General features: G+C 68.3%; 17 protein-coding genes and 2 pseudogenes. 8 read left to right on the plus strand and 11 right to left on the minus strand.

Translation table 11 applies throughout. From position 1 onward, the window contains the following. The first annotated feature begins 9 nt into the window (after positions 1-9). Complete coding sequence (locus tag Atro_RS02605; RefSeq protein ID WP_497926305.1) at positions 10-1,623, plus strand: FMN-binding glutamate synthase family protein; 1,614 nt, start codon at positions 10-12, stop codon at positions 1,621-1,623. On the opposite strand, the gene Atro_RS02610 is transcribed toward Atro_RS02605, so the two are convergent. The 10 genes and pseudogenes from Atro_RS02610 to Atro_RS02655 all read right to left on the minus strand — a co-directional run bounded on the left by Atro_RS02610 (position 1,624) and on the right by Atro_RS02655 (position 12,936). After that, positions 1,624-2,910 carry a tyrosine-type recombinase/integrase gene (locus Atro_RS02610; RefSeq protein WP_497926306.1) on the minus strand — a complete coding sequence of 429 codons (1,287 nt, stop codon included), beginning with the start codon at positions 2,908-2,910 and terminating at the stop codon, positions 1,624-1,626. Positions 2,911-3,047: 137 nt separating this feature from the next. After that, the gene (locus Atro_RS02615; protein ID WP_497926307.1) at positions 3,048-4,229 is read right to left on the minus strand and encodes an acyl-CoA dehydrogenase; all 1,182 of its coding nucleotides are present in this window, start codon (positions 4,227-4,229) and stop codon (positions 3,048-3,050) included. Between the two features lie 40 nt (positions 4,230-4,269). Continuing rightward, a pseudogene (locus Atro_RS02620) lies at positions 4,270-5,471 on the minus strand (3-oxoadipyl-CoA thiolase). Further along, positions 5,468-6,991 (minus strand): 3-hydroxyacyl-CoA dehydrogenase, encoded by a 1,524-nt coding sequence (locus tag Atro_RS02625; protein ID WP_497926308.1) that lies wholly within the window; start codon positions 6,989-6,991, stop codon positions 5,468-5,470. Before Atro_RS02625 ends, Atro_RS02620 begins: the two are co-directional and overlap by 4 nt. A gap of 156 nt (positions 6,992-7,147) precedes the next feature. Further along, positions 7,148-8,077, minus strand: coding sequence for an electron transfer flavoprotein subunit alpha/FixB family protein (locus Atro_RS02630; RefSeq protein WP_497926309.1), 930 nt, complete (start codon positions 8,075-8,077; stop codon positions 7,148-7,150). Then, positions 8,077-8,826, minus strand: a complete 750-nt coding sequence (locus tag Atro_RS02635) for an electron transfer flavoprotein subunit beta/FixA family protein (protein WP_497926310.1) — start codon at positions 8,824-8,826, stop codon at positions 8,077-8,079. The genes Atro_RS02630 and Atro_RS02635 overlap by 1 nt, the downstream gene beginning before the upstream one ends. 30 nt (positions 8,827-8,856) lie before the next feature. Further along, positions 8,857-9,999, minus strand: coding sequence for an acyl-CoA dehydrogenase family protein (locus Atro_RS02640; protein ID WP_497926311.1), 1,143 nt, complete (start codon positions 9,997-9,999; stop codon positions 8,857-8,859). Between the two features lie 13 nt (positions 10,000-10,012). Further along, positions 10,013-11,194: an acyl-CoA dehydrogenase family protein gene (locus Atro_RS02645; RefSeq protein ID WP_497926312.1), complete on the minus strand. Its 1,182-nt coding sequence runs from the start codon at positions 11,192-11,194 to the stop codon at positions 10,013-10,015. A gap of 64 nt (positions 11,195-11,258) precedes the next feature. Next, positions 11,259-12,098 (minus strand): annotated as a pseudogene (locus Atro_RS02650) (enoyl-CoA hydratase/isomerase family protein); the annotation flags it as partial. Positions 12,099-12,159: 61 nt separating this feature from the next. Further along, positions 12,160-12,936, minus strand: coding sequence for an enoyl-CoA hydratase (locus Atro_RS02655; RefSeq protein WP_497926313.1), 777 nt, complete (start codon positions 12,934-12,936; stop codon positions 12,160-12,162). 190 nt (positions 12,937-13,126) lie between these two features. On the opposite strand from Atro_RS02655, the gene Atro_RS02660 reads away from it, so the two are divergent. The 7 genes from Atro_RS02660 (at position 13,127) to Atro_RS02690 (ending at position 20,415) form a co-directional block, all read left to right on the plus strand. Beyond that, positions 13,127-14,797, plus strand: a complete 1,671-nt coding sequence (locus Atro_RS02660) for an AMP-binding protein (RefSeq protein ID WP_497926314.1) — start codon at positions 13,127-13,129, stop codon at positions 14,795-14,797. Positions 14,798-14,844: 47 nt separating this feature from the next. Further along, positions 14,845-15,612 (plus strand): SDR family NAD(P)-dependent oxidoreductase, encoded by a 768-nt coding sequence (locus Atro_RS02665; RefSeq protein ID WP_497926315.1) that lies wholly within the window; start codon positions 14,845-14,847, stop codon positions 15,610-15,612. Positions 15,613-15,629: 17 nt separating this feature from the next. Further along, positions 15,630-16,412, plus strand: coding sequence for a 2-ketocyclohexanecarboxyl-CoA hydrolase (badI, locus tag Atro_RS02670; protein WP_497926316.1), 783 nt, complete (start codon positions 15,630-15,632; stop codon positions 16,410-16,412). Between the two features lie 57 nt (positions 16,413-16,469). Next, positions 16,470-17,609 carry a cyclohexanecarboxyl-CoA dehydrogenase gene (aliB, locus tag Atro_RS02675; RefSeq protein ID WP_497926317.1) on the plus strand — a complete coding sequence of 380 codons (1,140 nt, stop codon included), beginning with the start codon at positions 16,470-16,472 and terminating at the stop codon, positions 17,607-17,609. Positions 17,610-17,680: 71 nt separating this feature from the next. After that, positions 17,681-18,166, plus strand: a complete 486-nt coding sequence (locus tag Atro_RS02680) for a MarR family winged helix-turn-helix transcriptional regulator (RefSeq protein WP_497926318.1) — start codon at positions 17,681-17,683, stop codon at positions 18,164-18,166. Between the two features lie 231 nt (positions 18,167-18,397). Beyond that, positions 18,398-19,675, plus strand: coding sequence for an OprD family porin (locus Atro_RS02685; RefSeq protein ID WP_497926319.1), 1,278 nt, complete (start codon positions 18,398-18,400; stop codon positions 19,673-19,675). Between the two features lie 44 nt (positions 19,676-19,719). Further along, positions 19,720-20,415: a nitroreductase gene (locus Atro_RS02690; protein ID WP_497926320.1), complete on the plus strand. Its 696-nt coding sequence runs from the start codon at positions 19,720-19,722 to the stop codon at positions 20,413-20,415. Between the two features lie 9 nt (positions 20,416-20,424). Here the strand turns inward: Atro_RS02690 and Atro_RS02695 are convergent, their stop codons facing one another. Next, the gene (locus Atro_RS02695) at positions 20,425-21,456 is read right to left on the minus strand and encodes a DNA-binding protein (RefSeq protein WP_497926321.1); all 1,032 of its coding nucleotides are present in this window, start codon (positions 21,454-21,456) and stop codon (positions 20,425-20,427) included. Positions 21,457-21,467: the final 11 nt, after the last annotated feature.

A 21,467-nucleotide genomic window follows, 5' to 3' on the forward strand; every position in this document is an offset into this window, starting at 1 on the left:
AATCCTCGAATGAGTTTCACCCTGTTCAGCCGTTATGCCTGCTTCGCCGCCTGCGTACTGCTTACCCTGGTCACCCTGCCCCTCCTCCCCGGCTCGCCCGGCCTCTGGCCACTAACCCTGATCGCCGGGCTGCTCAGCCTCGTGGGCGTCAACGATCTGCGGCAAACGCAGCACGCGGTGCGGCGCAACTACCCGGTGCTCGGCAACATCCGCTATCTGATCGAGTACATCCGCCCGGAGATTCGCCAGTACCTGCTGGAAACCGACGAGGAATGCCTGCCGTTCTCGCGGAGCCAGCGCATGCTGGTCTACGCGCGGGCCAAGAACCAGAGTGCCGACAAGGCGTTCGGCACGCTGCACGACGTCTACCAGAGCGGCTTCGAGTTCATCACCCACTCGATGCGCCCGGCCGAGCTGGGCAAGCCCGAAGACTTTCGCGTCACGATCGGCGGGCCGCAGTGCGGCAAGCCCTATTCGGCCTCGATCTTCAACGTCTCGGCGATGAGCTTCGGCTCGCTCAGCGCCAATGCCGTCCGCTCGCTCAACCTGGGCGCCAGGCTCGGCGGCTTCGCCCACGACACCGGCGAAGGCAGCATCAGCCCCTATCACCGCGAGCACGGCGGCGACCTGATCTGGGAAATCGGCAGCGGCTACTTCGGCTGCCGCAGCGACGACGGCTGTTTCGACCCCGAGCGCTTCGCCAGCCAGGCGCAGAGCGACCAGGTGAAGATGATCGAGATCAAGCTGAGCCAGGGCGCCAAGCCCGGTCACGGCGGCATTCTGCCGAAGAACAAGATCACCCCGGAAATCGCCGCCACCCGCGACGTGCGCATGGACCGCGACTGTGTCTCGCCGGCCCGCCACAGCGCCTTCTCCACGCCGCGCGAGCTGCTCGGTTTCGTCGCCCGGCTGCGCGAGCTGTCCGGCGGCAAGCCGGTCGGCTTCAAGCTCTGCCTCGGCCATCCCTGGGAGTTCATGGGCATCGTCAAGGCCATGCTGGAAACCGGCATTCTCCCCGACTTCATCGTCGTCGACGGCAAGGAAGGCGGTACCGGCGCCGCCCCCCTGGAGTTCTCCGACCACATGGGCGTGCCCCTGCGCGAAGGCCTGCTGTTCGTCCACAACACCCTGGTCGGCGCCGGTCTGCGCGACGGCATCCGCCTGGGGGCCAGCGGCAAGATCATCAGTGCCTTCGACATCGCCAGCGTGCTGGCCATCGGCGCCGACTGGGCCAACTCGGCGCGCGGCTTCATGTTCGCCCTCGGCTGCATCCAGTCGCAGAACTGCCACACCAACCGCTGCCCGACCGGCGTGGCGACCCAGGATCCGCTGCGCCAGCGTGCCCTGGTGGTACCGGACAAGGCCGAACGGGTGCGCAACTTCCATCGCAACACCCTCAAGGCCCTGGCCGAGATCGTCGCCGCTGCCGGCCTCGAGCGCCCCGCGCAACTGGAGCCCCGCCACCTGCTGCGGCGCATGTCGGAAACCGATATCCGCCAGTACGCCCAGTTGCATGCCTTCCTCAAGCCGGGCGAATTGCTCGGCGACAGTATCGGCAGCGAGTTCTACGCACGCATGTGGCGGATGGCGCGGGCCGACGGCTTCGAGCCGGCGCCTTTCTGATCAGCGGCGCTTCAGCCGCCGCGGGCGTCCGGTGGGCGTCCGCTCCGGTGCGACGCTGTGGTAGTAGATGTCATGGGTGGTGCTCGCCTTGGCATGTCCCAAGTCGACCTGCAGGCTCCTGAGCGGCCGGAGCGGCGCGTCGTAGCTGGCGCTGGTGTGGCGCAGCCAGTAGGTGCTGGCGGCGCGTAGGCTGGCGATTTCCCGCTCGCCGCGACCCTCGGCCTGCATCCGTTTGACCGCGGTGTCGAAGCACTTCTGCACGATGTTGCGGATCTGCCGGTCGGTCAGTCCGCCGCGGCCGTCCAGCTTCAACAGCAGCGGCACGTTCTCGCCGGGCTGCGGCAGCGGCGTCAGGTTGCGCGACATGCGGTAGCGCTTGAGGTAACCGAGCAGCTCGCTGCCGACCGAGATCCGCCGCTCCTTGCCGCCCTTGCCGACGGTCACGTACCACCAGGCGCCGCCTTCGTCCTGCTGGAAGGCCTGCATGGTCGGATGCCAGTCGGGACGCCCGGCCAGCTCGGAGATGCGCAGGTACAGGGAGAACAGCACGGCGACCACGAACAGCGTGCGCTCGTGCCGCTCCGCGTCCTGGTGGGCCATCCACTCCGCCGTCTCGATGACGAACGCCCATTGCAGCGGATTGAGCACCTTGCCCTCGATCGAGGGCGCGCGCTTCTCGAAGAAGCGGCCCGGCTCCTCGATGGCGCGGAACGGGTTGTCGAGCAGCGTGTTCTGCCCGACCAGGAAGTCGTAGAAGGAACAGCAAATGGTGAAGGCCTGCTTCAGCGAACTCGCCGTGACCTTGTAATGCTCTGGCGCCTGGCGCGGCATGCCGGTCTCGTCGGCGAGCTTGCGCGCCGCCTTGCTGCCGAGGCTCTCGTAGGGACGCCACTGCGGATTGGGCACCAGCTCGCCCGGCTCCTCGCCGGCGATGAAACGCCGGCGTACCGCTTGGCCGACCCACTCCATGTCCGGCTCGCGGCAGAACTCGAGGAAGGCCTCGGCGTCCTCGCGGGTCAGCTTCAGCACCGAACTCCCCTTCTTCAGCCAGCCCCACAGCAGCAGCCGCTCCACCTGGATGCGGTAGGCCTTGTAGGTGGTTTCCCAGCCGGCATAGTCGCGCAGGAAATCCCGGGTATGCAGGTAGTCCGCCTTGGCCGGGATCTCCGGCTCGAGCTTGTTGAGAAAGCGCACGACGAAGCGGTTTTCGAACACCAGGCTGCTGGGAGACAGCGCCAGGAAGCGTGCATGGGTGTCGAACAGCGGCTGGGGAACGAGTTCGGTCATCGGGCAGGGAGTTTGTCGGGTGGCTGGGCGTCTAGGTACTTATTCCGATTATAGGCATAACCGGAGTCCGCCTGCCTGCAAGAGCCTTATGAAATGCGAAAGCCCGGCGCGAAACCGGGCCTTCGCATCCAATCCGTTCAGAAGAACGCCTGAATGCCGGTCTGCGCCCGTCCGAGGATCAGGGCGTGGATGTCGTGGGTGCCCTCGTAGGTGTTCACCACCTCCAGGTTGACCAGGTGGCGGGCGATGCCGAACTCGTCGCTGATGCCGTTGCCGCCCAGCATGTCGCGGGCCAGGCGGGCGATGTCCAGCGCCTTGCCGCAGCTGTTGCGCTTCATGAGCGAGGTGATCTCCAGCGCCGCAGTGCCCTCGTCTTTCATCCGTCCCAGACGCAGGCAGCCCTGCAGGCCCAGGGCAATCTCGGTCTGCATGTCGGCCAGCTTCTTCTGGATCAGCTGGTTGGCGGCTAGCGGGCGGCCGAACTGCTTGCGGTCGAGCACGTACTGCCGCGCGGTGTGCCAGCAGGCCTCGGCGGCGCCCAGGGCGCCCCAGGCGATGCCGTAGCGCGCCGAGTTCAGGCAGGTGAAAGGCCCCTTGAGGCCGCGCACCTCGGGGAAGGCGTTTTCCTCGGGGACGAACACCTCGTCCATGACGATCTCGCCGGTGATCGAGGCGCGCAGCCCGACCTTGCCGTGAATCGCCGGGGCGGACAGCCCGGCCCAGCCCTTCTCCAGCACGAAGCCGCGGATCTCGCCGGCCTCGTCCTTGGCCCAGACCACGAAGACGTCGGCAATCGGGCTGTTGGTGATCCACATCTTGCTGCCGGTCAGCCGGTAGCCGCCGTCGATCTTCTTCGCCCGGCAGGCCATCGAGCCCGGGTCGGAGCCGTGATCGGGTTCGGTCAGGCCGAAGCAGCCGATCCACTCGCCGCTGGCCAGCTTCGGCAGGTACTTCTGCCTCTGCGCCTCGCTGCCGAACTCGAAGATCGGCAGCATCACCAGCGAGGATTGCACGCTGAGCATCGAGCGGTAGCCGGAGTCGATGCGCTCGACCTCGCGGGCGATCAGCCCGTAGCACACGTAGTTCAGGCCGCTGCCGCCGTATTCGGCGGGAATGGTCGCGCCGAGCAGGCCGGTTTCGCCCATCTCGCGGAAGATCGCCGGGTCGGTGTGCTCCCGGCGGAAGGCTTCCAGCACCCGCGGAGCCAGTCGTTCGGCGGCGAACTTGCGGGCGCTATCCTGCACCATGCGCTCCTCGTCGCTCAGTTGCTGGTCGAGCAGCAGCGGATCTGCCCAGTTGAAGCTTGCGTGGTTGGCCATGTCGGTATTCCTCGATATCGGTCTTGTTGTGAGTATGGGTTCAGTCGAGCCGCTCGACGACGCAGGCGATCCCCTGCCCCAGGCCGATGCACAGGCTGACCAGCGCATGGCGCCCGCCGCTGCGTTCGAGCTGGCGCAGCGCGGTCAGCACCAGACGCGCGCCGGAGGCGCCCAGCGGATGGCCGATGGCGATGGCGCCGCCATTGGGGTTGAGGCGCGGGTCGTCGTCGGCCAGGCCAGTTCGCGGGCGCAGCCCAGCACCTGGGCGGCGAAGGCCTCGTTGATCTCGATCGTGTCCATGTCGGCCAGGCCCAGTCCGGTGCGCTGCAGCACCTTGCGGATCGCCGGCACCGGGCCGAGGCCCATCAGCCGCGGCTCCACCCCGGCGATGGCGCCGGCGAGAATGCGCGCCCGTGGCTTGCGGCCGTAGCGCACGCCGACCGCCCGCGAACCGAGCAGCAGGGCCGCAGCGCCGTCGTTCACCCCGGAGGCGTTGCCGGCGCTGACCACACCCCCGGCGAACAATGCCGGCAGCCGCGACAGCGACTCCAGGCGGGTGTCCGGGCGCGGGTGCTCGTCGCTCGCCACGACGTTCGGCGGCTGGCGGCGTCCCTGGGCGACCTCGATGGGCAGGATCTCGTCCGCGTAGAAGCCGGCCTCGGCGGCCGCGGCGTACAGCCGCTGGCTGCGCTCGGCGTAGCGGTCGGCCGCCGCGCGGTCGATGCCCAGGGCACGGGCCACGTTGTCGGCGGTTTCCGGCATCGAGTCGGCGCCGAACCCGGCCTCTACCCGCGGGTTGGGAAAGCGCGCACCGATGGTGCTGTCGAAGGCGCGGAACTCGCGGGCGAAGGGGCTTTCGCTCTTGGCCAGCACGAAGGGCGCGCGGCTCATGCTCTCCGCGCCGCCGGCGACGAACAGCTCGCCCTCCCCGACCCGTACGGCGCGCGCGGCGTCCAGCACTGCCGCCAGCCCCGAGCCGCACAGGCGGTTGACGGTCACTCCGCCGACTCCGATCGGCAGGCCGCTGAGCAGGCCGACATGCCGTGCCAGGTTGCGCGCGTCCTCGCCGGCCTGGTTGCTGCAGCCGGCGACGATGTCCTCGTAGGCCTCGCCGGGGAACGGATTGCGTGCCACCAGCGCGCGCACCACGCTGGCCAGCAGGTCGTCCGGGCGCACTGTGGCCAGGGCGCCGGCATAGCGGCCGAAGGGCGAGCGCAGGCCGTCGTAGATATAGGCTGTCATGCCGATTGCTCCTGTCGTTCCGGGGTGGTCAGTGGCAGGCCGAGCTGCACGCGGCGGCGCAGCCAGGGGCTGACCCGGTAGCGCGGCTCCTGATACTGCTCGTGCAGGGCGTGCAGGATCTGCGCGATCCGCGCCGCGCCGAAGCGCTCGCCGAAGCCCAGCGGACCGTGCGGATAGCCCAGGGCCAGCTGCACGGCGCGGTCGAGCACCGCCGGACTGGCGATACGCCGCTGGGCGATCTCGCAGCCGAGGTTGACGATGCAGGCCAGCACGCGCTGGGCGACGAAGCCCGGCGAGTCGTCGATCACCTCCACCGGCACGCCGTCGGCACCCAGCGCCTGGCGGGCCTGGGCCAGCAGCCCGGCATCCAGCCCCGGCTGGCGCATCAGCACCCGGCGTCGGTCGAAGCCGGCCAGGGTTTCCAGGGCCAGGCTGCGCGCTACCGGCAAGCCTTGGCGGGCGATCAGGCTGCTGGCGTCCTCGCCCAACGGCGTCACCAGGCAGATGGCCCGTGCCGAGGGCTGCTCGCCCTCCTCCAGTTCGGCGCCGGCCACCGCCAGCAGCGCCGCCACCTGCCGGCGAACCCCGGCATCACGGCTATCCAGCCAGAACGGCCGTGCGATGGCCACTGGCAAGGGCGCCGGCTCGGCCTCGACCTGCGCCTGGCCGTCGAGGTAGCGATAGAAGCCCTGCCCGCTCTTGCGTCCGAGCAGGCCGGCGGCCAGCCGCGGCGCGACCAGCCAGGACGGGGTGTAGCGCGGGTCCTGGTAGAACTGCCGGTACACCGAGTCCATCACCGCCTGGGTCACGTCCAGGCCGACCAGGTCGATCAGCTCGAACGGCCCCATGCGAAAACCCAGGCTGTCGCGCATGATGCGGTCGATCTGCGCCGGTGTGGCCACGCCTTCGGCCAGAATCCGCAGCGCCTCGGTGCCATAGGCGCGCCCGGCATGGTTGACCAGAAAACCGGGGCTGTCCGGCGTGCGTGCCGGGAAATGCCCCGCCCGCTCGGCCAGCGCCGCCAGGCGCTCGATCACCGGCGGATCGGTGCGCTCGCCGCGGATCACCTCGACGATCTTCATCAGCGGCACCGGGTTGAAGAAGTGAAAACCGGCGACCCGCTCGGGATGCCGGCAGGCGCCGGCGATCCGGGTCACCGACAGCGACGAGGTGTTGGTGGCCAGCACCGCGTCGGCGGCGACCAGATCCTCCAGATCGCGGAACAGCGCCTGCTTGGCCTCGAGGTCCTCGACGATGGCCTCGATCAAGAGATCGCAGTCGGCCAGCGCCGCGAGGCTCGCGGCCGGCTGCATCCGCGCCAGAGTCGCGTCGAGCTCCGCCCGGCTAAGCCGCCCCTTGGCGGCCGCCCGCTCCAGCGTTTCGCGGTTGTAGGCCAGCGCCTGGTCGATGGCCTCGCGCCGGCTGTCGTGCAGCAGCACCTGCACGCCGGCCGTGGCGAACAGCTGGGCGATGCCGCGTCCCATCGCGCCGCTGCCGATCACCCCTATTTGTTTGAACATCCTTGCCTCCTTCTCTGTGGCGAGCCTTTCATTCGCAAGCCGAACCGCACCGCTCTCTGTAGGAGCGGATTCATCCGCGACCGAGGCAACACCTGAAGCCTCCTGCCTCCCCCGGTCGCGAATGAGTTCGCTCCTACAGAGGTCTTGGTCATGGCCTCAGAGTTGGCGCTCCAGCTCGGGCACGATTTCGAACAGATCGCCCACCAGGCCGTAGTCGGCCACCTGGAAGATCGGCGCCTCCTCGTCCTTGTTGATCGCGACGATCACCTTCGAGTCCTTCATCCCGGCCAGATGCTGGATGGCGCCGGAGATGCCCACGGCGATGTACAGCTCCGGCGCGACGATCTTGCCGGTCTGCCCGACCTGCATGTCGTTGGCGACGAAGCCGGCGTCCACCGCTGCCCGCGAGGCGCCCACCGCCGCGCCGAGCTTGTCGGCGACCCGGTAGAGCAGCTGGAAGTTGTCGCCGCTCTGCATGCCGCGCCCGCCGGAGACGACGATCTTCGCGCCGGTCAGCTCGGGACGTTCGGACTTGGCGATTTCCTCGCCGACGAAGCGCGAGAGGCCGGCGTCGCTGCCGTCGCCCACCGCCTCGATGGAGGCGCTGCCGCCCTCGCCCGCCACGGCGTCGAAGCCGGTGGTGCGAACCGTGATCACCTTCACCGCGGCGCTGGACTGTACGGTGGCGATGGCGTTGCCGGCGTAGATCGGCCGCTGGAAGGTGTCCGGCGCGAGAACCCTGACGATCTCGGAGATCTGCTCGACGTCGAGCAGCGCGGCGACCCGCGGCAGCAGGTTCTTGCCGGCGCTGGTGGCGGCGGCCAGCACGTGCCCGTAGTCGCGGCCGAGTTCGGCGACCAGCGGGGCAAGGTTTTCCGGCAACTGATGGGCGTAGGCCGGCTGGTCGGCCAGCAGCACCTTTCTCACCCCGGCGATCTTGGCGGCGGCCTCGGCGACGGCACTGCAACCGCTGCCGGCCACCAGCAGGTGGATGTCCCCGCCGATGGCCTGGGCCGCGGCGACGGTGTTCAGGGTGACAGCCCCCAGGGTGGCGTTGTCGTGTTCGGCAATGACGAGAGTAGCCATCAGATCACCTTCGCTTCGTTCTTCAGTTTTTCCACCAGCTCGGCCACCGAGCCCACCTTGATGCCGGCCTGCCGCTCGGCCGGCGCCTCGACCTTGAGCACCTTGAGGGTCGAGGCGACCGACACGCCCAGATCCGCCGGCTTGAGCGTCTCCAGCGGCTTCTTCTTGGCCTTCATGATGTTCGGCAAGGAGGCGTAGCGCGGCTCGTTGAGGCGCAGGTCGGTGGTGACGATGGCCGGCAGGCTCAGCTCCAGGGTCTGCAGGCCGCCGTCGATCTCGCGGGTGACCATGGCCTTGTCGCCGGCAAGTTCGACCTTGGAGGCGAAGGTGCCCTGGGCGTAGCCGGTCAACGCGGCGAGCATCTGCCCGGTCTGGTTGTTGTCGCTGTCGATGGCCTGCTTGCCGGTGATGATCAGCTGCGGCTGTTCCTTGTCGACCACCGCCTTGAGCAGCTTGGCCACCGCCAGGGAACCCAGTTCCTCGTCGGTCTCGATCAGGATCGCGCGGTCGGCGCCGAGGGCCAGGGCGGTGCGCAGCTGCTCCTGGGCGGCAGCGGGACCGACCGAGACCGCCACGATCTCGCTGGCGATGCCCTTCTCCTTCAGGCGCACCGCTTCTTCCACGGCGATCTCGCAGAAGGGGTTCATGGCCATCTTGACGTTGGCCAGGTCGATGCCGCTCTGGTCGGGTTTCACCCGTACCTTGACGTTGTAGTCGACCACGCGCTTTACCGTGACCAGTATCTTCATCTTGTTGTCCTCGGGTCGTCGGGGTGGAATTCAGGCGGTCTTCAGCAGCCGGGCGTAGGCCGCCAGGTGATGGTCGTCGTCGCCCAGCTGGTGGCCGAGCATGACCAGGCGCTTGGCGTGGTGGGCCAGGCTGTATTCCCAGGTCATGCCGATGCCGCCGTGCAGCTGGATCGCCTGTTCGGCGACGAAGCGCGCGGCGCGGGTGACGACGAACTTGGCGGCGGAAAGGCGCCGCTCGCGCTCCTCGCCGTCGGCCTCGTCCGCCACGCAGGCGGCGAGGATGGCCATGGAGCTGGCCAGTTCGAGTTCGGTGCGCATGTCGACCATGCGGTGCTGCAGTGCCTGGAACTTGCCGATCGGCGTGCCGAACTGCTGGCGCGTCTTCAGGTAGTCGAGGGTCAGCCGGCAGGCCTCCTGCATGCTGCCGACGGCTTCGGCACACTGGGCGGCAATGGCCCGGCCCTGCTGGTAGCGCAGCGCCGCCAGCGCCTGGCCCGGCTCGCCGAGCAGGTCGCCGGCGCCGACCGGCACCCGGTCGAGAAACAGCTCGCAGGCCTTCGGCCCGTCGATGGTCGGATAGACCCGGCGGCTCAGGCCGCTGGCGCGGGCATCGACCAGGAACAGGGAAATCCCCTGCTCGTCCCGCCCTTCGCCGTGGGTGCGCGCGGAAACCAGCAGCAGCCCGGCGCTGTGTCCGCCGATCACCACCGCCTTGCGTCCGCTCAGCTCCCAGCCGCCCTCGACCCGCACCGCGCAGGTCTGCACGTCGTGCAGCCGGTAGCGGCTCTGCGGCTCCTCCAGGGCGACCGCCAGCTGCAGCTCGCCGGCGATCACCACCGGCAGCAGGCGCTCGCGCTGTTCGGCGCTGCCCAGTTGCTGCAGCAGGCCGCCGGCGTGGATCTGCGACTGCAGATAGGGCTCCAGGCACAGGCCGCGGCCCAGCTCGGTCATGATCAGCAGGTTGTCCACGCCGCTGCCGCCGAAACCGCCGTGGGCTTCGGCGAAGGGCACCCCGGTGAGGCCCAGCTCGCCCAATTGCTGCCAGAACGCGCGGCTGAAACCCGCCTCGCTGCGGTAGAAGTGCTCGCGCTGCTCGAAGCCGTAGTGCTCGCGCACCAGGCGGGCGACGGTGTCCTGCAGCATCTGCTGCTCTTCGCTCAATCGGAAATCCATGGGGTGTTCTCCTCTACAGATCCAGGATCGCCTTGGCGACGATGTTCTTCTGGATTTCATTGGAGCCGCCGTAGATCGACAGCTTGCGCAGGTTGAAGTACTGGCTGGCCGGTCCGGCGCTGTAGTCGGCGTGCAGCGGCTCGCCGGCGAAGGCCGGGCTCAGTTCGTCCTCGAGGAACGGCAGCGCGTAGGCGCCGACCACCTTGCGCAACAGGTGGCTGATCGCCTGGCGGATCTCCGAGCCCTTGATCTTGAGGATCGAGCTTTCCGCGCCGGGCACGCCGCCGGCCTGGGCCGCGGCGAGGATGCGCAGGGTGCTGACCTCGATGGCCAGCAGCTGCATTTCCACTTCGGCGATCTGCGCGCGCAGCAGCGGCTCGTCGAGCAGCCCTTCGCGGGCGGCGACCCGCTTGAGGTGGGCCAGCGCGGCCTTGGACGGGCCGATGCCGGCCTGGCCGGTGCGCTCGTGGGTCAGCAGGTACTTGGCGCAGGTCCAGCCCTGGTTCTCCTCGCCGACCCGGTCGGCCACCGGCACCCGCACGTTGTCGAAGAACACCTCGTTGACCTCGTGCTCGCCGTCCAGGGTGACGATCGGCCGCACGGCGATGCCGGGGCTGTCCATGTCGATCAGCAGGAAGGAGATGCCCTGCTGCTGGCGAGCCTCGGGGTCGGTGCGCACCAGACAGAAGATCCGGTTGGCGTGCTGGCCGAGGGTGGTCCAGGTCTTCTGGCCGTTGACGATGTAGTGATCGCCCTCGCGCACTGCGCGGGTCTTCAGTGAGGCCAGGTCGGAGCCGGCGCCCGGCTCGGAGTAGCCCTGGCACCACCAGTCGCGGCCGTCGAGGATGCGCGGCAGGTAACGGGCCTTCTGCTCCGGGGTGCCGAACCGGATGATCACCGGCGCGACCATGTTGACGCCGAAGGAGATCGGCCTGGGCGTGCCGAAGGCGGCGCACTCCTCCTCGAAGATGTGCTTCTGCACCACGCTCCAGCCGGTGCCGCCGAACTCCACCGGCCAGTTGGCGGCATACCAGCCGCGGGCGTTGAGGAGGCGCTGCCAGCGCAGGTGATCCTCCTTGCCCAGGTGCTTGCCGAGACGCACGCGCTCGGCGATGTCGGCCGGCAGCTCGGCGCGCAGGAAGGCGCGCACCTGGTCGCGGAAGGCGAGCTCCTCGGCGCTGTAGTTGATGTCCATGGGGATTCCTCGGGTGATCGGTGGGGAGATGGCATGCGGCTCAGCCGGCGGCCTGCTCGCGGCGCGCCTGGCGTTCGGCGAAGAAGGCCGCCACCAGCGCCTCGCGCTGCGGCGAGCGCAGGCATTCCTCGAACAGCACGCGCTCGCGTTTGAGCCCCTCGGCCAGCGGCAGCAGGGTCGCCGCCTCGACGGCAGCGATGGCGCGCGGCGGCGAGAACAGCCCGGGCTGGGTTTCTTCCACCTCGCGGCGCCTGGCGGCGAACAGCGCGGCGCAGTCGCCCGCCAGCAGCTTTCCGTTGCGCTCGCCGGTACGCCGCGGTCCGCAGCGGTCGGCCAGCAGGCGTTCGGCGAAGGCCAGTCCGGCGGCCTGCGGCTCGCCCTCGAACAGCTCGTCGACCAGCCCGCAGGCCTCGGCCTCGGCGGCGGCGATCGGCGTGCCGCTCAGGATCATGCGCAGCGCCCGGGCCACGCCGACCAGGCGCGGCAGACGCTGGGTTCCCCCGGCGCCGGGCAGCAGGCCGAGCCTGACCTCCGGCAGACCGAGCGCGGCATCGCAGCGGGCGATGCGGTAATGACAGGCCATGACGACCTCCAGGCCGCCGCCCAGGGCCGAGCCGTGGAGCGCCGCCACGCTGAGCTTGCTGCCGGCCTCGATCGCCTCGACCACCTCCGGCAGGCGCGGCGCTTGGGGCGGCTGGCCGAACTCCTTGATGTCGGCGCCGGCGATGAAGGTCCGGCCGCTGCAGGCCAGGACCACGGCCCGGACGTCTGGATCGGCCTCGGCGCGGCGGAAGGATTCCAGCAGGCCGGCGCGGACGGCCTGGCCGAGGGCATTGACGGGAGGGTTGTCGACCGCGATCAGGGCGATGGCGCCCCGCCGGGCGAAGTGCACGGGAGATGACATGGGGTAGCTCCTGCAGGCGTCGTCGCCTGCTTTGTTGTTCTTGTCGAAGCGAGTGTGCGGATCAGCGGTGCGTCCACTGCGGCGAGCGCTTTTCCGCGAACGCCTGCATGCCCTCCCGGCGATCCTCGGTGGCGAAGCTGGCATGCAGCAGCCGGCGCTCGAAGCGCACGCCCTCAGCCAGGGTGGTTTCGTGGGCGCGGTTGACCGCTTCCTTGTTGAGGCGCACCGCCATCGCCGAATGGCCGGCGATCTGCGCCGCGGCGCTCAGCGCCTCGTCGAGCAGGCGCTCGAGCGGCACCACCCGGCTGACCAGCCCGTAGCGCAGGGCCTCCTCGGCATCCAGGCTGCGCCCGGTCAGGCACATATCCATGGCCTTGGCCTTGCCGATGGCGCGGGTCAGCCGCTGGGTACCGCCGGCGCCGGGCAGCGTGCCGACCTTGACTTCCTGCTGGCCGAAGCGGGCGTTGTCGGCGGCGACGATGAAGTCGCACATCATCGCCAGTTCGCAGCCGCCGCCCAGCGCCAGCCCGGCGACCGCGGCGATCACCGGCTTGCGGCAGCGGGTGACCTCCTCCCAGCCGGCGGTCACGAAGTCCTCCAGGTAGACGTCGGAGAAGCTCTTGGCCTGCAGCTCGACGATGTCGGCGCCGGCGGCGAAGGCCTTGTCGTTGCCGGTGACGACCGTCGCCCGGATCGCCGCGTCGCGCTCGAAGCGGCGCAGCGCCTCTCCCAGCTCTTCCATCAGCGCGCCGTTCAGGGCGTTATGTACCTGCGGGCGGTTCAGGCGGATCAGCCCGACCGCACCCTGCACCTCCACGCGGATGTTCTCGAACTCCATGACTCCCTCCTTCCTGCCTGGGCAAGCCTCTCGAAGCGGGGGTGCTTGCCGTCCTGGAACCGAGCTTAGGTCGCCCGAAAATAAAAGACAACATGTTGACATAAAATTCTTCAACTCCTATCTTCAGCCTCCATCAGGGAAGCCGATGCAGTGCCCGCCAGAACAATAAAACCCGTAGAGGGAGGAAGGCATGAAAGTAGCGACGAACATGCACGAGGGACGGCGTGCGGAGATGTATGCGTGCGGTGCCTGGAATGACATGATCATTACAGACTACCTGGACAGGGTCGTGGCATCCGCGCCGGATCGGACGGCCCTGGTGGGCTATCGGGTCCCAGTCGGTGACCGCCGCGTCCTGAGCTACGCCGAGCTGGACCGGCATGTCGCGCGCATGGCCGCCGGGCTGGCCGCGCTGGGGGTCGAGCCGGGCGATGTGGTGTCCTGCCAGTTGCCCAACTGGTGGCAGATGAACGCCCTGTTCCTGGCCTGCGTGCGCATCGGCGCGGTGATCAATCCGCTGATGCCGATCTTCCGCGAGCACGAGCTGCGCTTCATGCTGGCGCATGCGCGCAGCCGGGTGCTGGTCATTCCGCAGAGCTTTCGCAACTTCGACCACCGACAGATGATCGAGGGCCTGCGCAGCGAGCTGCCGGACCTGGCCCATGTGCTGGTGGTCGAGGGCGACGGCGAGCAGTCGTTCGAGCGGGTGCTGCTGGAGCGCGCCTGGGAAGCCGAATGCGACACCGCCCGCCTGTTCGCCGAGCGCCGTCCGTCCCCCGACGACGTGGTCCAGGTGATCTACACCTCGGGCACCACCGGCAAGCCCAAGGGCGTCATGCACACCTGCAACACCCTGCTCAGCCACATCCGCCCGTTCTGCGAACGGCACGGGCTGAGCGAGGACGACCGCATCCTGATGCCCTCGCCGCTGGCCCACCAGCTCGGCTTTCTCTACGGGCTGATGACGCCGGTCTACCTGGGCGCCGGCGTCATCCTGCAGGACGTCTGGAACCCCCTGTTCGCGGTGCACGTCATCGCCCAGGAGCGCCCCGGCCTGACCCTTGGCTCCACGCCCTTCCTCGCCGATCTGGTGGAGGCCGCGACCGACTACCGGGAGCAGCTGTCCTCGCTGAGGACCTTCATCTCGGCCGGCGCGCCGATTCCCGGCGCGCTGGTGGAAAAGGCCGCCGGCCTGCTCGACACGCGCATCGTCTCGGCCTGGGGCATGACCGAGAACGGCGCGGTCACCAGCACCCGGCCGGAGGACCCGCCGCACATGGCGGTGGTTAGCGACGGCCTGGCCCTGCCCTGGATGGAGGTCAAGGTGGTCGGCGAGGACGGTCGGGAACTGCCGGCCAACCAAGAGGGCGACCTGCTGGTGCGCGGCTCCAGCCTGTTCGTCGGCTACCTCGGCGAGCCGGAGCTGTACAGCGTGGACGCCGAGGGCTGGTTCCCCAGCGGCGACATCGCGCGGATGAGCGTCGACGGCTACATCCGCATCACCGGGCGCAGCAAGGACATCGTCATCCGCGGCGGCGAGAACATCCCGGTCGCCGACATCGAGAACCTGCTCTACAAGCACCCGGCGATCCGTAGCGTCGCCCTCGTGGGCGCGCCCGACCCGCGTCTCGGCGAGCGCCTGTGCGCCTACGTCACCCTGCACGACGGCAAGGCGCAAACCCTGACCTTGAAGGACGTGACCGACTATCTGCTGGAGCAGCAACTGACGCGCCAGTACCTGCCGGAATACCTGGAGGTCATGGACGAACTGCCGCGCACCCCCTCCGGGAAGATCCAGAAATTCAGGCTGCGGGAAATGGCCAAGGGCCTGTTCCTCGACGACCAGAAGCTTCACGCCTGACCCCAGGCGGTTACCCCCATTCCATCAATAAAAAGAGAGAACACACCATGAAAGGTCTGGCTGGAAAAACAGTAATCGTCACCGGCGGCGGCGGCGGCATCGGCCGCGCGGTCTGCCGGCGCTTCGCCGAGGAAGGCGCCCTGGTCGCGGTGCTCGACCGCGACGCCGATGCCGCGCAAACCACCGTCTGGCTGATCGCCGAAGCCGGCGGCAAGGCCCGCGCCTACGCCGCCGACATCACCGACTACGCGGCCATCGTCGCCACCGTGGCGGCCATCGAGCAGGAGCTGGGGATGCCCACCGTGCTGGTCAACAACGCCGGCTACGACCGCTTCATGCCCTTCCTCAAGACCGAGCCGGCGATGTGGGAGCAGCTGATCGCCGTCAACCTGACCGGCGCGCTGAACATGCACCACGTGGTCCTGCCGAAGATGCTCGAGGCCGGCGGCGGCAAGGTGATCAACGTCGCCTCCGATGCAGCCCGCGTCGGCTCCTCCGGCGAGGCCGTGTACGCCGCCTGCAAGGCCGGTCTGGTCGGCCTGTCCAAGACCTTGGCCCGCGAAATGGCGACCAAGAACGTCACCTTCAACGTGGTCTGCCCCGGCCCGACCGACACCGCGCTGCTGAAAAGCGTGGCCGACACCTCGAGCAACCCGGAAAAACTCCTGGAAGCCTTCCGGAACGCCGTGCCCATGCGGCGCATCGGCCAGCCGGAGGACTATCCGGGGATCATCGCCCTGCTCGCCAGCGACGATGCCAACTTCATTACCGGACAGGTCATCAGCGTGTCCGGCGGCCTGACCATGGCCGGTTGATTAAGGAGATCGAATCCATGAACTACGAAGACATCCTCTACGAAGAGCGCAACGGCGTCGCCACCATCACCATCAACCGTCCGGAGCGCTACAACGCCTTCCGCGGCCAGACCTGCCTGGAGCTGATCGACGCCTTCAACCGCGCCGGCTGGAACAAGGCGATCGGCGTGATCGTCTTCACCGGCGCCGGCGACAAGGCGTTCTGCACCGGCGGCGACCAGGGCGCCCACGAAGGCCAGTACGACGGCCGCGGCCTGATCGGCCTGCCGGTCGAGGAATTGCAGGGCCTGATCCGCGAAGTGCCGAAACCGGTGATCGCGCGGGTCAACGGCTTCGCCATCGGCGGCGGTCATGTGCTGCATGTGCTCTGCGACCTGTCGATCGCCTCGGAAAAGGCCGTCTTCGGCCAGGTCGGGCCGAAGGTCGGCTCGGTCGACCCGGGCTTCGGCACCGCCTACCTGGCCCGGGTGATCGGCGAGAAGCGCGCCCGCGAGATCTGGTACCTGTGCCGCAAGTACAGCGCCCAGCAGGCGCTGGAATGGGGGCTGGTCAACGCCGTGGTGCCGCACGAGCAGCTCGACGAGGAAGTCCAGAAGTGGTGCGAGGAGATCCTCGAGAAGAGCCCCACCGCGCTGTCCATCGCCAAGCGCTCGTTCAACGCCGACAGCGAGAACATCGCCGGCATCGGCGGCCTCGGCATGCAGGCCCTGAGCCTGTACTACGACACCGAGGAATCCAAGGAAGGCGTCGCCGCCTTCAAGGAAAAGCGCAAGCCCGAGTTCCGCAAGTTCTACAAGTGATCCCTCGTGCGGGAGCGGATTCATTCCGCTCCTGCGACTTCGCCATCGGAGGCAACCATGGATTTCGCATTCACCGAACAACAACAAGCCATCCGTGAAAGCGTGGCGCGCCTGGCCGCCGACGTGCTGGCGCCGCGTTACCGGCAGCGCGAGCAGGAAGGCCGCATCGAGCGCGCTGTCATCCGCCAGTTGGGCGAACTCGGCTGCCTGGGCGGCGAGCTGCCGGAGGAATTCGGCGGCAGCGGCCTGGACTGCGTCACCGCCGGCATCATCATTGAGGAGATCGCCAGGGGCGACTTCAACGTCGGCTACCTGCCGCTGCTGGCCTCGCTGAACGGGCAGATCATCGCCAGCCACGCCGAGCCGGAGCTGGCGAAAGAGTGGCTGAGCGAGATCACCGCCGGGCGCAAGATCGTCTGCATCGCGCTGACCGAACCGCACGGCGGCTCGGATGCCGCCAGCTTGCGTCTGAAGGCCGAGCGCAAGGGCGACGTCTACCTGCTCAACGGCGAGAAAACCTCGATTTCCATGGCCGACCAGGCCGACGTCGCCGTGGTGTTCGCCCGCACCGGCACGCCCGAGCAGCGCGCCGCCGGCATCAGCGCCTTCCTCGTGCCGATGGACCTGCCGGGCATCTCCACCACCCGCTTCGAGGATTCCGGCCAGCGTGCCATCGGCCGCGGCTCGATCTTCTTCGACAACGTCGCGGTGCCGGCCAGCCACCGCCTCGGCGAGGAAGGCAAGGGCTTCAGGCAGGTGATGCAGGGCTTCGACTACAGCCGCGCGCTGATCGGCCTGCAGTGCCTGGCCGTCGCCCAGCAGTCGCTGGACGAGACCTGGCAGTGGCTCACCGAGCGCCAGGCCTTCGGCCAGCCGCTGGCCGCCTTCCAGGGGCTGACCCATCCGCTGGCCGAATACCAGACCTACGTCCAGGCGGCGCGCCTGCAGTGCTTCTACGCGCTGTGGCTGAAGGACAACAAGCTGCCGCACAACGCCGAGGCAGCCATGAACAAGTGGTGGGGCCCCAAGCTGGCCTTCGACGTGGTGAAGCAGTGCCTGCTGGCCCACGGGCACACCGGCTACGGCGAGGACCTGCCGCTGGCTCAGCGCCTGCGCGACGTTCTCGGCCTGCAAATTGGTGACGGCACGGCGCAGATCATGAAAAATATCATCGCTCGCGAGTCCATCCCCAAGTGACCGCCCTCTTCCGGTCTGTCCGGGAATGCCTGTGGCTAGCGAGCGCCGCCAGTGACCACTGTGGACGCACGATGACCGACAGCCAAGCCAGAGCCATTCCCAACCGACTGTTCTTCCGCCTGTTCCAGACCGGCAACGTGCTGCAGCGCCAGGTCCAGAAGGAAATGGGGGTCAGCACGGTGCAATGGGCGGTGCTGGGCGCCCTGTCCCGCCCGGGCTACGAGAACGGCATCTCGTTCAACGAGCTGACCGAGTACCTGATCGTCAGCCGGCAGAATCTGGACGGCGTGCTCAAGCGGCTCGAGCGCAACGATCACGTGGTCCGCGTCGCCCACCCCCAGGACGGGCGCGCGCGCCTGGTGCTGATGACCGCGCAGGGTCGCGCGTTCTGGGAAAGCCTGCAGCCGAAGATCGACGAGTTCTACCGGCAGGCCCTGGCGAGCTTCGGCTTCGACGACCAGGTGAGCCTGCTGCACTACCTGAACAAGCTGAACGTCGATCTCGCCAATGTCGAGATCGATCCGGCGAAGGCCACGACCGAACCCACCGTGGACTGAGTCCCGACTTCTCCCTCACGGTGCCCGCATCCCGCTGGCACCGCCGCACGCCCCCGACCCTCCCCCGCCCGCCACCTGATATTCGTCTTTCGAGTTATTGGGTAAACACATTGACATTAATACAGGTGAAACCTAGCCTGAAAGCGTGGCCATGAACAGGTATAAGCCACGACAAAGGCCGGCATCTGCCGATGCCTTGATACCCTGACAATAAGAACAAAAGTAAACATCATGCATAAATACCCGTTTCAGCATATCAAGGGACTGAATCTGCTGACGTTGTGCGGCTGCCTGCTTCCGCTGGCCGCACAGGGCGGTTTCGTCGAGGACAGCCATCTGAGCCTGGAGCTGCGCAACTTCTACATGAACCGCGACTACCGCGACGCCGGCCTGCCCGACACGCCACGGTTCAAGGGGCAAAGCAAGGCCAAGGCGGAAGACTGGGGACAGGGGTTCATGCTGCGCTTCGAGTCCGGCTTCAGCGACGGACCGGTCGGCTTCGGCCTCGATGCGCTCGGCCTGCTCGGCATCAAGCTGGATTCCGGGGGCGGCACCAGCGGGACCGGCGCCCTGGCGCGCAATCCGCGCAGCGGCGAAGCGGCGGACGAGTTCAGCTTCCTCGGCCTGACCGGCAAGGCGCGGATCGCCCAGACCCAGCTCACGGTCGGCACCCATTCCCCGCTGATGCCCGTATTGATCCGCAACGACACCCGTCTGCTGCCGCAGACCTTCCGGGGCGCGCAGCTGCAGTCGAAGGACATCGAGGGCCTGACCCTGACCGCCGGGCAATTCCGCCAGACCCGCCTGCGCGACTCGAGCGACTACCAGGACATGAGCATGTTCGCCGACGGCGCCACAGGCGGCGTGGAGAGCGACCGCTTCGACTTCGGCGGCATCGCCTATGCCGCATCGCCACAGCTGACCGGCACCTACTACTACGCCCGGCTCGAGGACAACTACCGCCAGCACTACCTCGGCCTGCTGCACACCCAGCCCCTGGGCGAAAGCCTGAAGCTGAGGTCCGAGCTGCGCTATTTCGACAGCGACGACGACGGCCGGACCACGGTCGACAACCGCAACCTGGGCGCCATGTTCACCCTGAGCTACCGGGGACACGCCCTCGCCGCGAGCTACCAGCGGCAGACCGGGAATACCGGCCAGCCCTTCATCGCCGGCGGGGCCGATCCCTTCGTCTTCAACACCCAGACCTACCACCACTTCCTGCGCGCCGACGAGGATTCTTGGCAGGCCCGTTACGACTACGACTTCGCGGCCCTCGGCATCCCCGGCCTGACCCTGATGGCGCGCTACGTGCGCGGCAGCGACTTCGAGATCCGCCAGCGCGACGCCCACGAATGGGAACGCGACGTCGACATCGCCTACGTGATCCAGAGCGGCCCGCTCAGGAACCTGAGCCTGCGCTGGCGCAACGTCGCCTACCGCGGCAGCCGCACCACCGACATCGACGAGAACCGCCTGATCGTCAATTACGTGCTGAAGTTCTGGTGAACCGAGTCGCCCGCCACAGCATCTGTCCAGAAAGGAGAACCGGCATGCATGTCGATGAAGCCATCCAGTCGCGCCGCTCGGTGCGCCGCTTCCTGCCCACCGAGGTCCCGCAGGAGATGATCCGCCACATCCTGAGCGTGGCCTCGCGCGCGCCCAGCGGCAACAACATCCAGCCCTGGCGCGTCCATGCGCTCTGCGGCGAACCGCTGCAGGCGCTGTGCCGGGACATCATGCAGGCGGCGAGCGAAGCCGCGGAGCAGCATCGGCCCGAGTACGAGTATTACCCCAGCCAATGGGTCGAGCCCTACTTGGAGCGCCGCCGGCAGAACGGCTTTGCCCTCTACGAAGTCCTAGGCATCGACCGCCACGACCTGCCGCGGCGCGAGCAGCAGATGCTGCGCAACTACTCGTTCTTCGATGCGCCGGTCGGCCTGCTGGTGACCCTCGACCGCCGCCTGAACACCGGCAGCTACATGGACCTCGGCATGTTCATCCAGAACATCCTCGTCGCCGCCCGCGGCCAGGGGCTGCATACCTGCGCCCAGGCCGCCTTCGCCCCTTTCCATGCCGTCGTGCGCCGGCATCTGCCGCTGTGCGAGGACGACCTCCTAGTCTGCGGCATCGCCCTGGGCCACGAGGACACCCGGGCCCCGGAAAATCGCCTGCTGACCGGGCGGCAGCCGGTCGAGGAATTCGCCAGTTTCCATGGCTTCGACGCAGCCACGGAAAGGATGTGCTGAGCGCTGCGCTCAGGACTCCTCCTGCCGCTCCAGCGCCGCCTCTGGCTCGGGCGCCCTCTCCTGCAGGCTCGCCACGGCCTGGCGCAGCAACTGCAGCTCCGTGTTGGCCGCCGCCAGGCCGATGTGCAGCGCCTGCGCCTCCTGGCGCTGCGTATCGAGAGTGGCCTTCAGCTCGCCCGCATCCGACTGCAGCAGACCCAGGCGCTCCTGCAGAACCTCTTTGGCGGCATGGGACTGGACCAGCTGGCCCTGTAGCGCGGCCAGCTCGCCCGTCTGCCGTTCCAGCCGGTCGCGCTGCTCGACCAGCTCCTGCGTCCTGTAGGCGTTCTCGCTGGCCAGGCGCTCGTTGGCGCGGTTCAGCTGGGTCACCTCGTCCTGCTTGAGAATCAGGGTCTGCTGCAGCTGGCGCAGCTCCATCTGCACCTGTTGCAGTTGGGCTTCGTGGCGACGCTGCTCCTGCTCGCGCTGTTCCTTGCTGGCCTGGCGGTAGTGCTCCAGCGCCTCGCGGCTGTGGCGATGCTTTTCCTCCAGCGAGCGCACCTGCTCGTCGCGATCCTTCAGGTGCGCGGCTTGATCCTGATTGGCCTGGCGCAGGCGTGCCTGTTCCACCTCGGCCAGCTGCAGCTGCTGGCGGCTGTGCTGGTGACGTTCCGTCTCGGCCTGCAACTGGCCTGAAAGACTATCGACCTGTGCCTGCAACTGGTCGATCCGCTCCTGGGCCTCAGCCAGGCGCGCCTCGAAATCCGCCCGTTCGGCGTCGCACTGCTGGCGCATCCGCGTGGCGGTTTCCTCGGCCTCGCCCTGCAGACGCGCGGCCAGCGGCGCGATCAGGGCGGCCAGCTCGTCGCTCAGGCCAACGGCCGTCTTCGCCTGCCCGGCTTCGCTTTCTTCCAGTTCCTTCAGATAGCGGTGAATGGTGGTCTTCGAACCGGTATTGCCCAGCTCGACGCGTACCGCATCGATGCTGGGATGTTCACCGCGGGCCAGCAGCGCCTGCCGCGCCTGCATGACCAGTGCCTTGTTGATGCCGCCGCGTGCCATGGGAGTCTGCT

The sequence above is a fragment of the Azotobacter tropicalis genome (assembly GCF_059739045.1).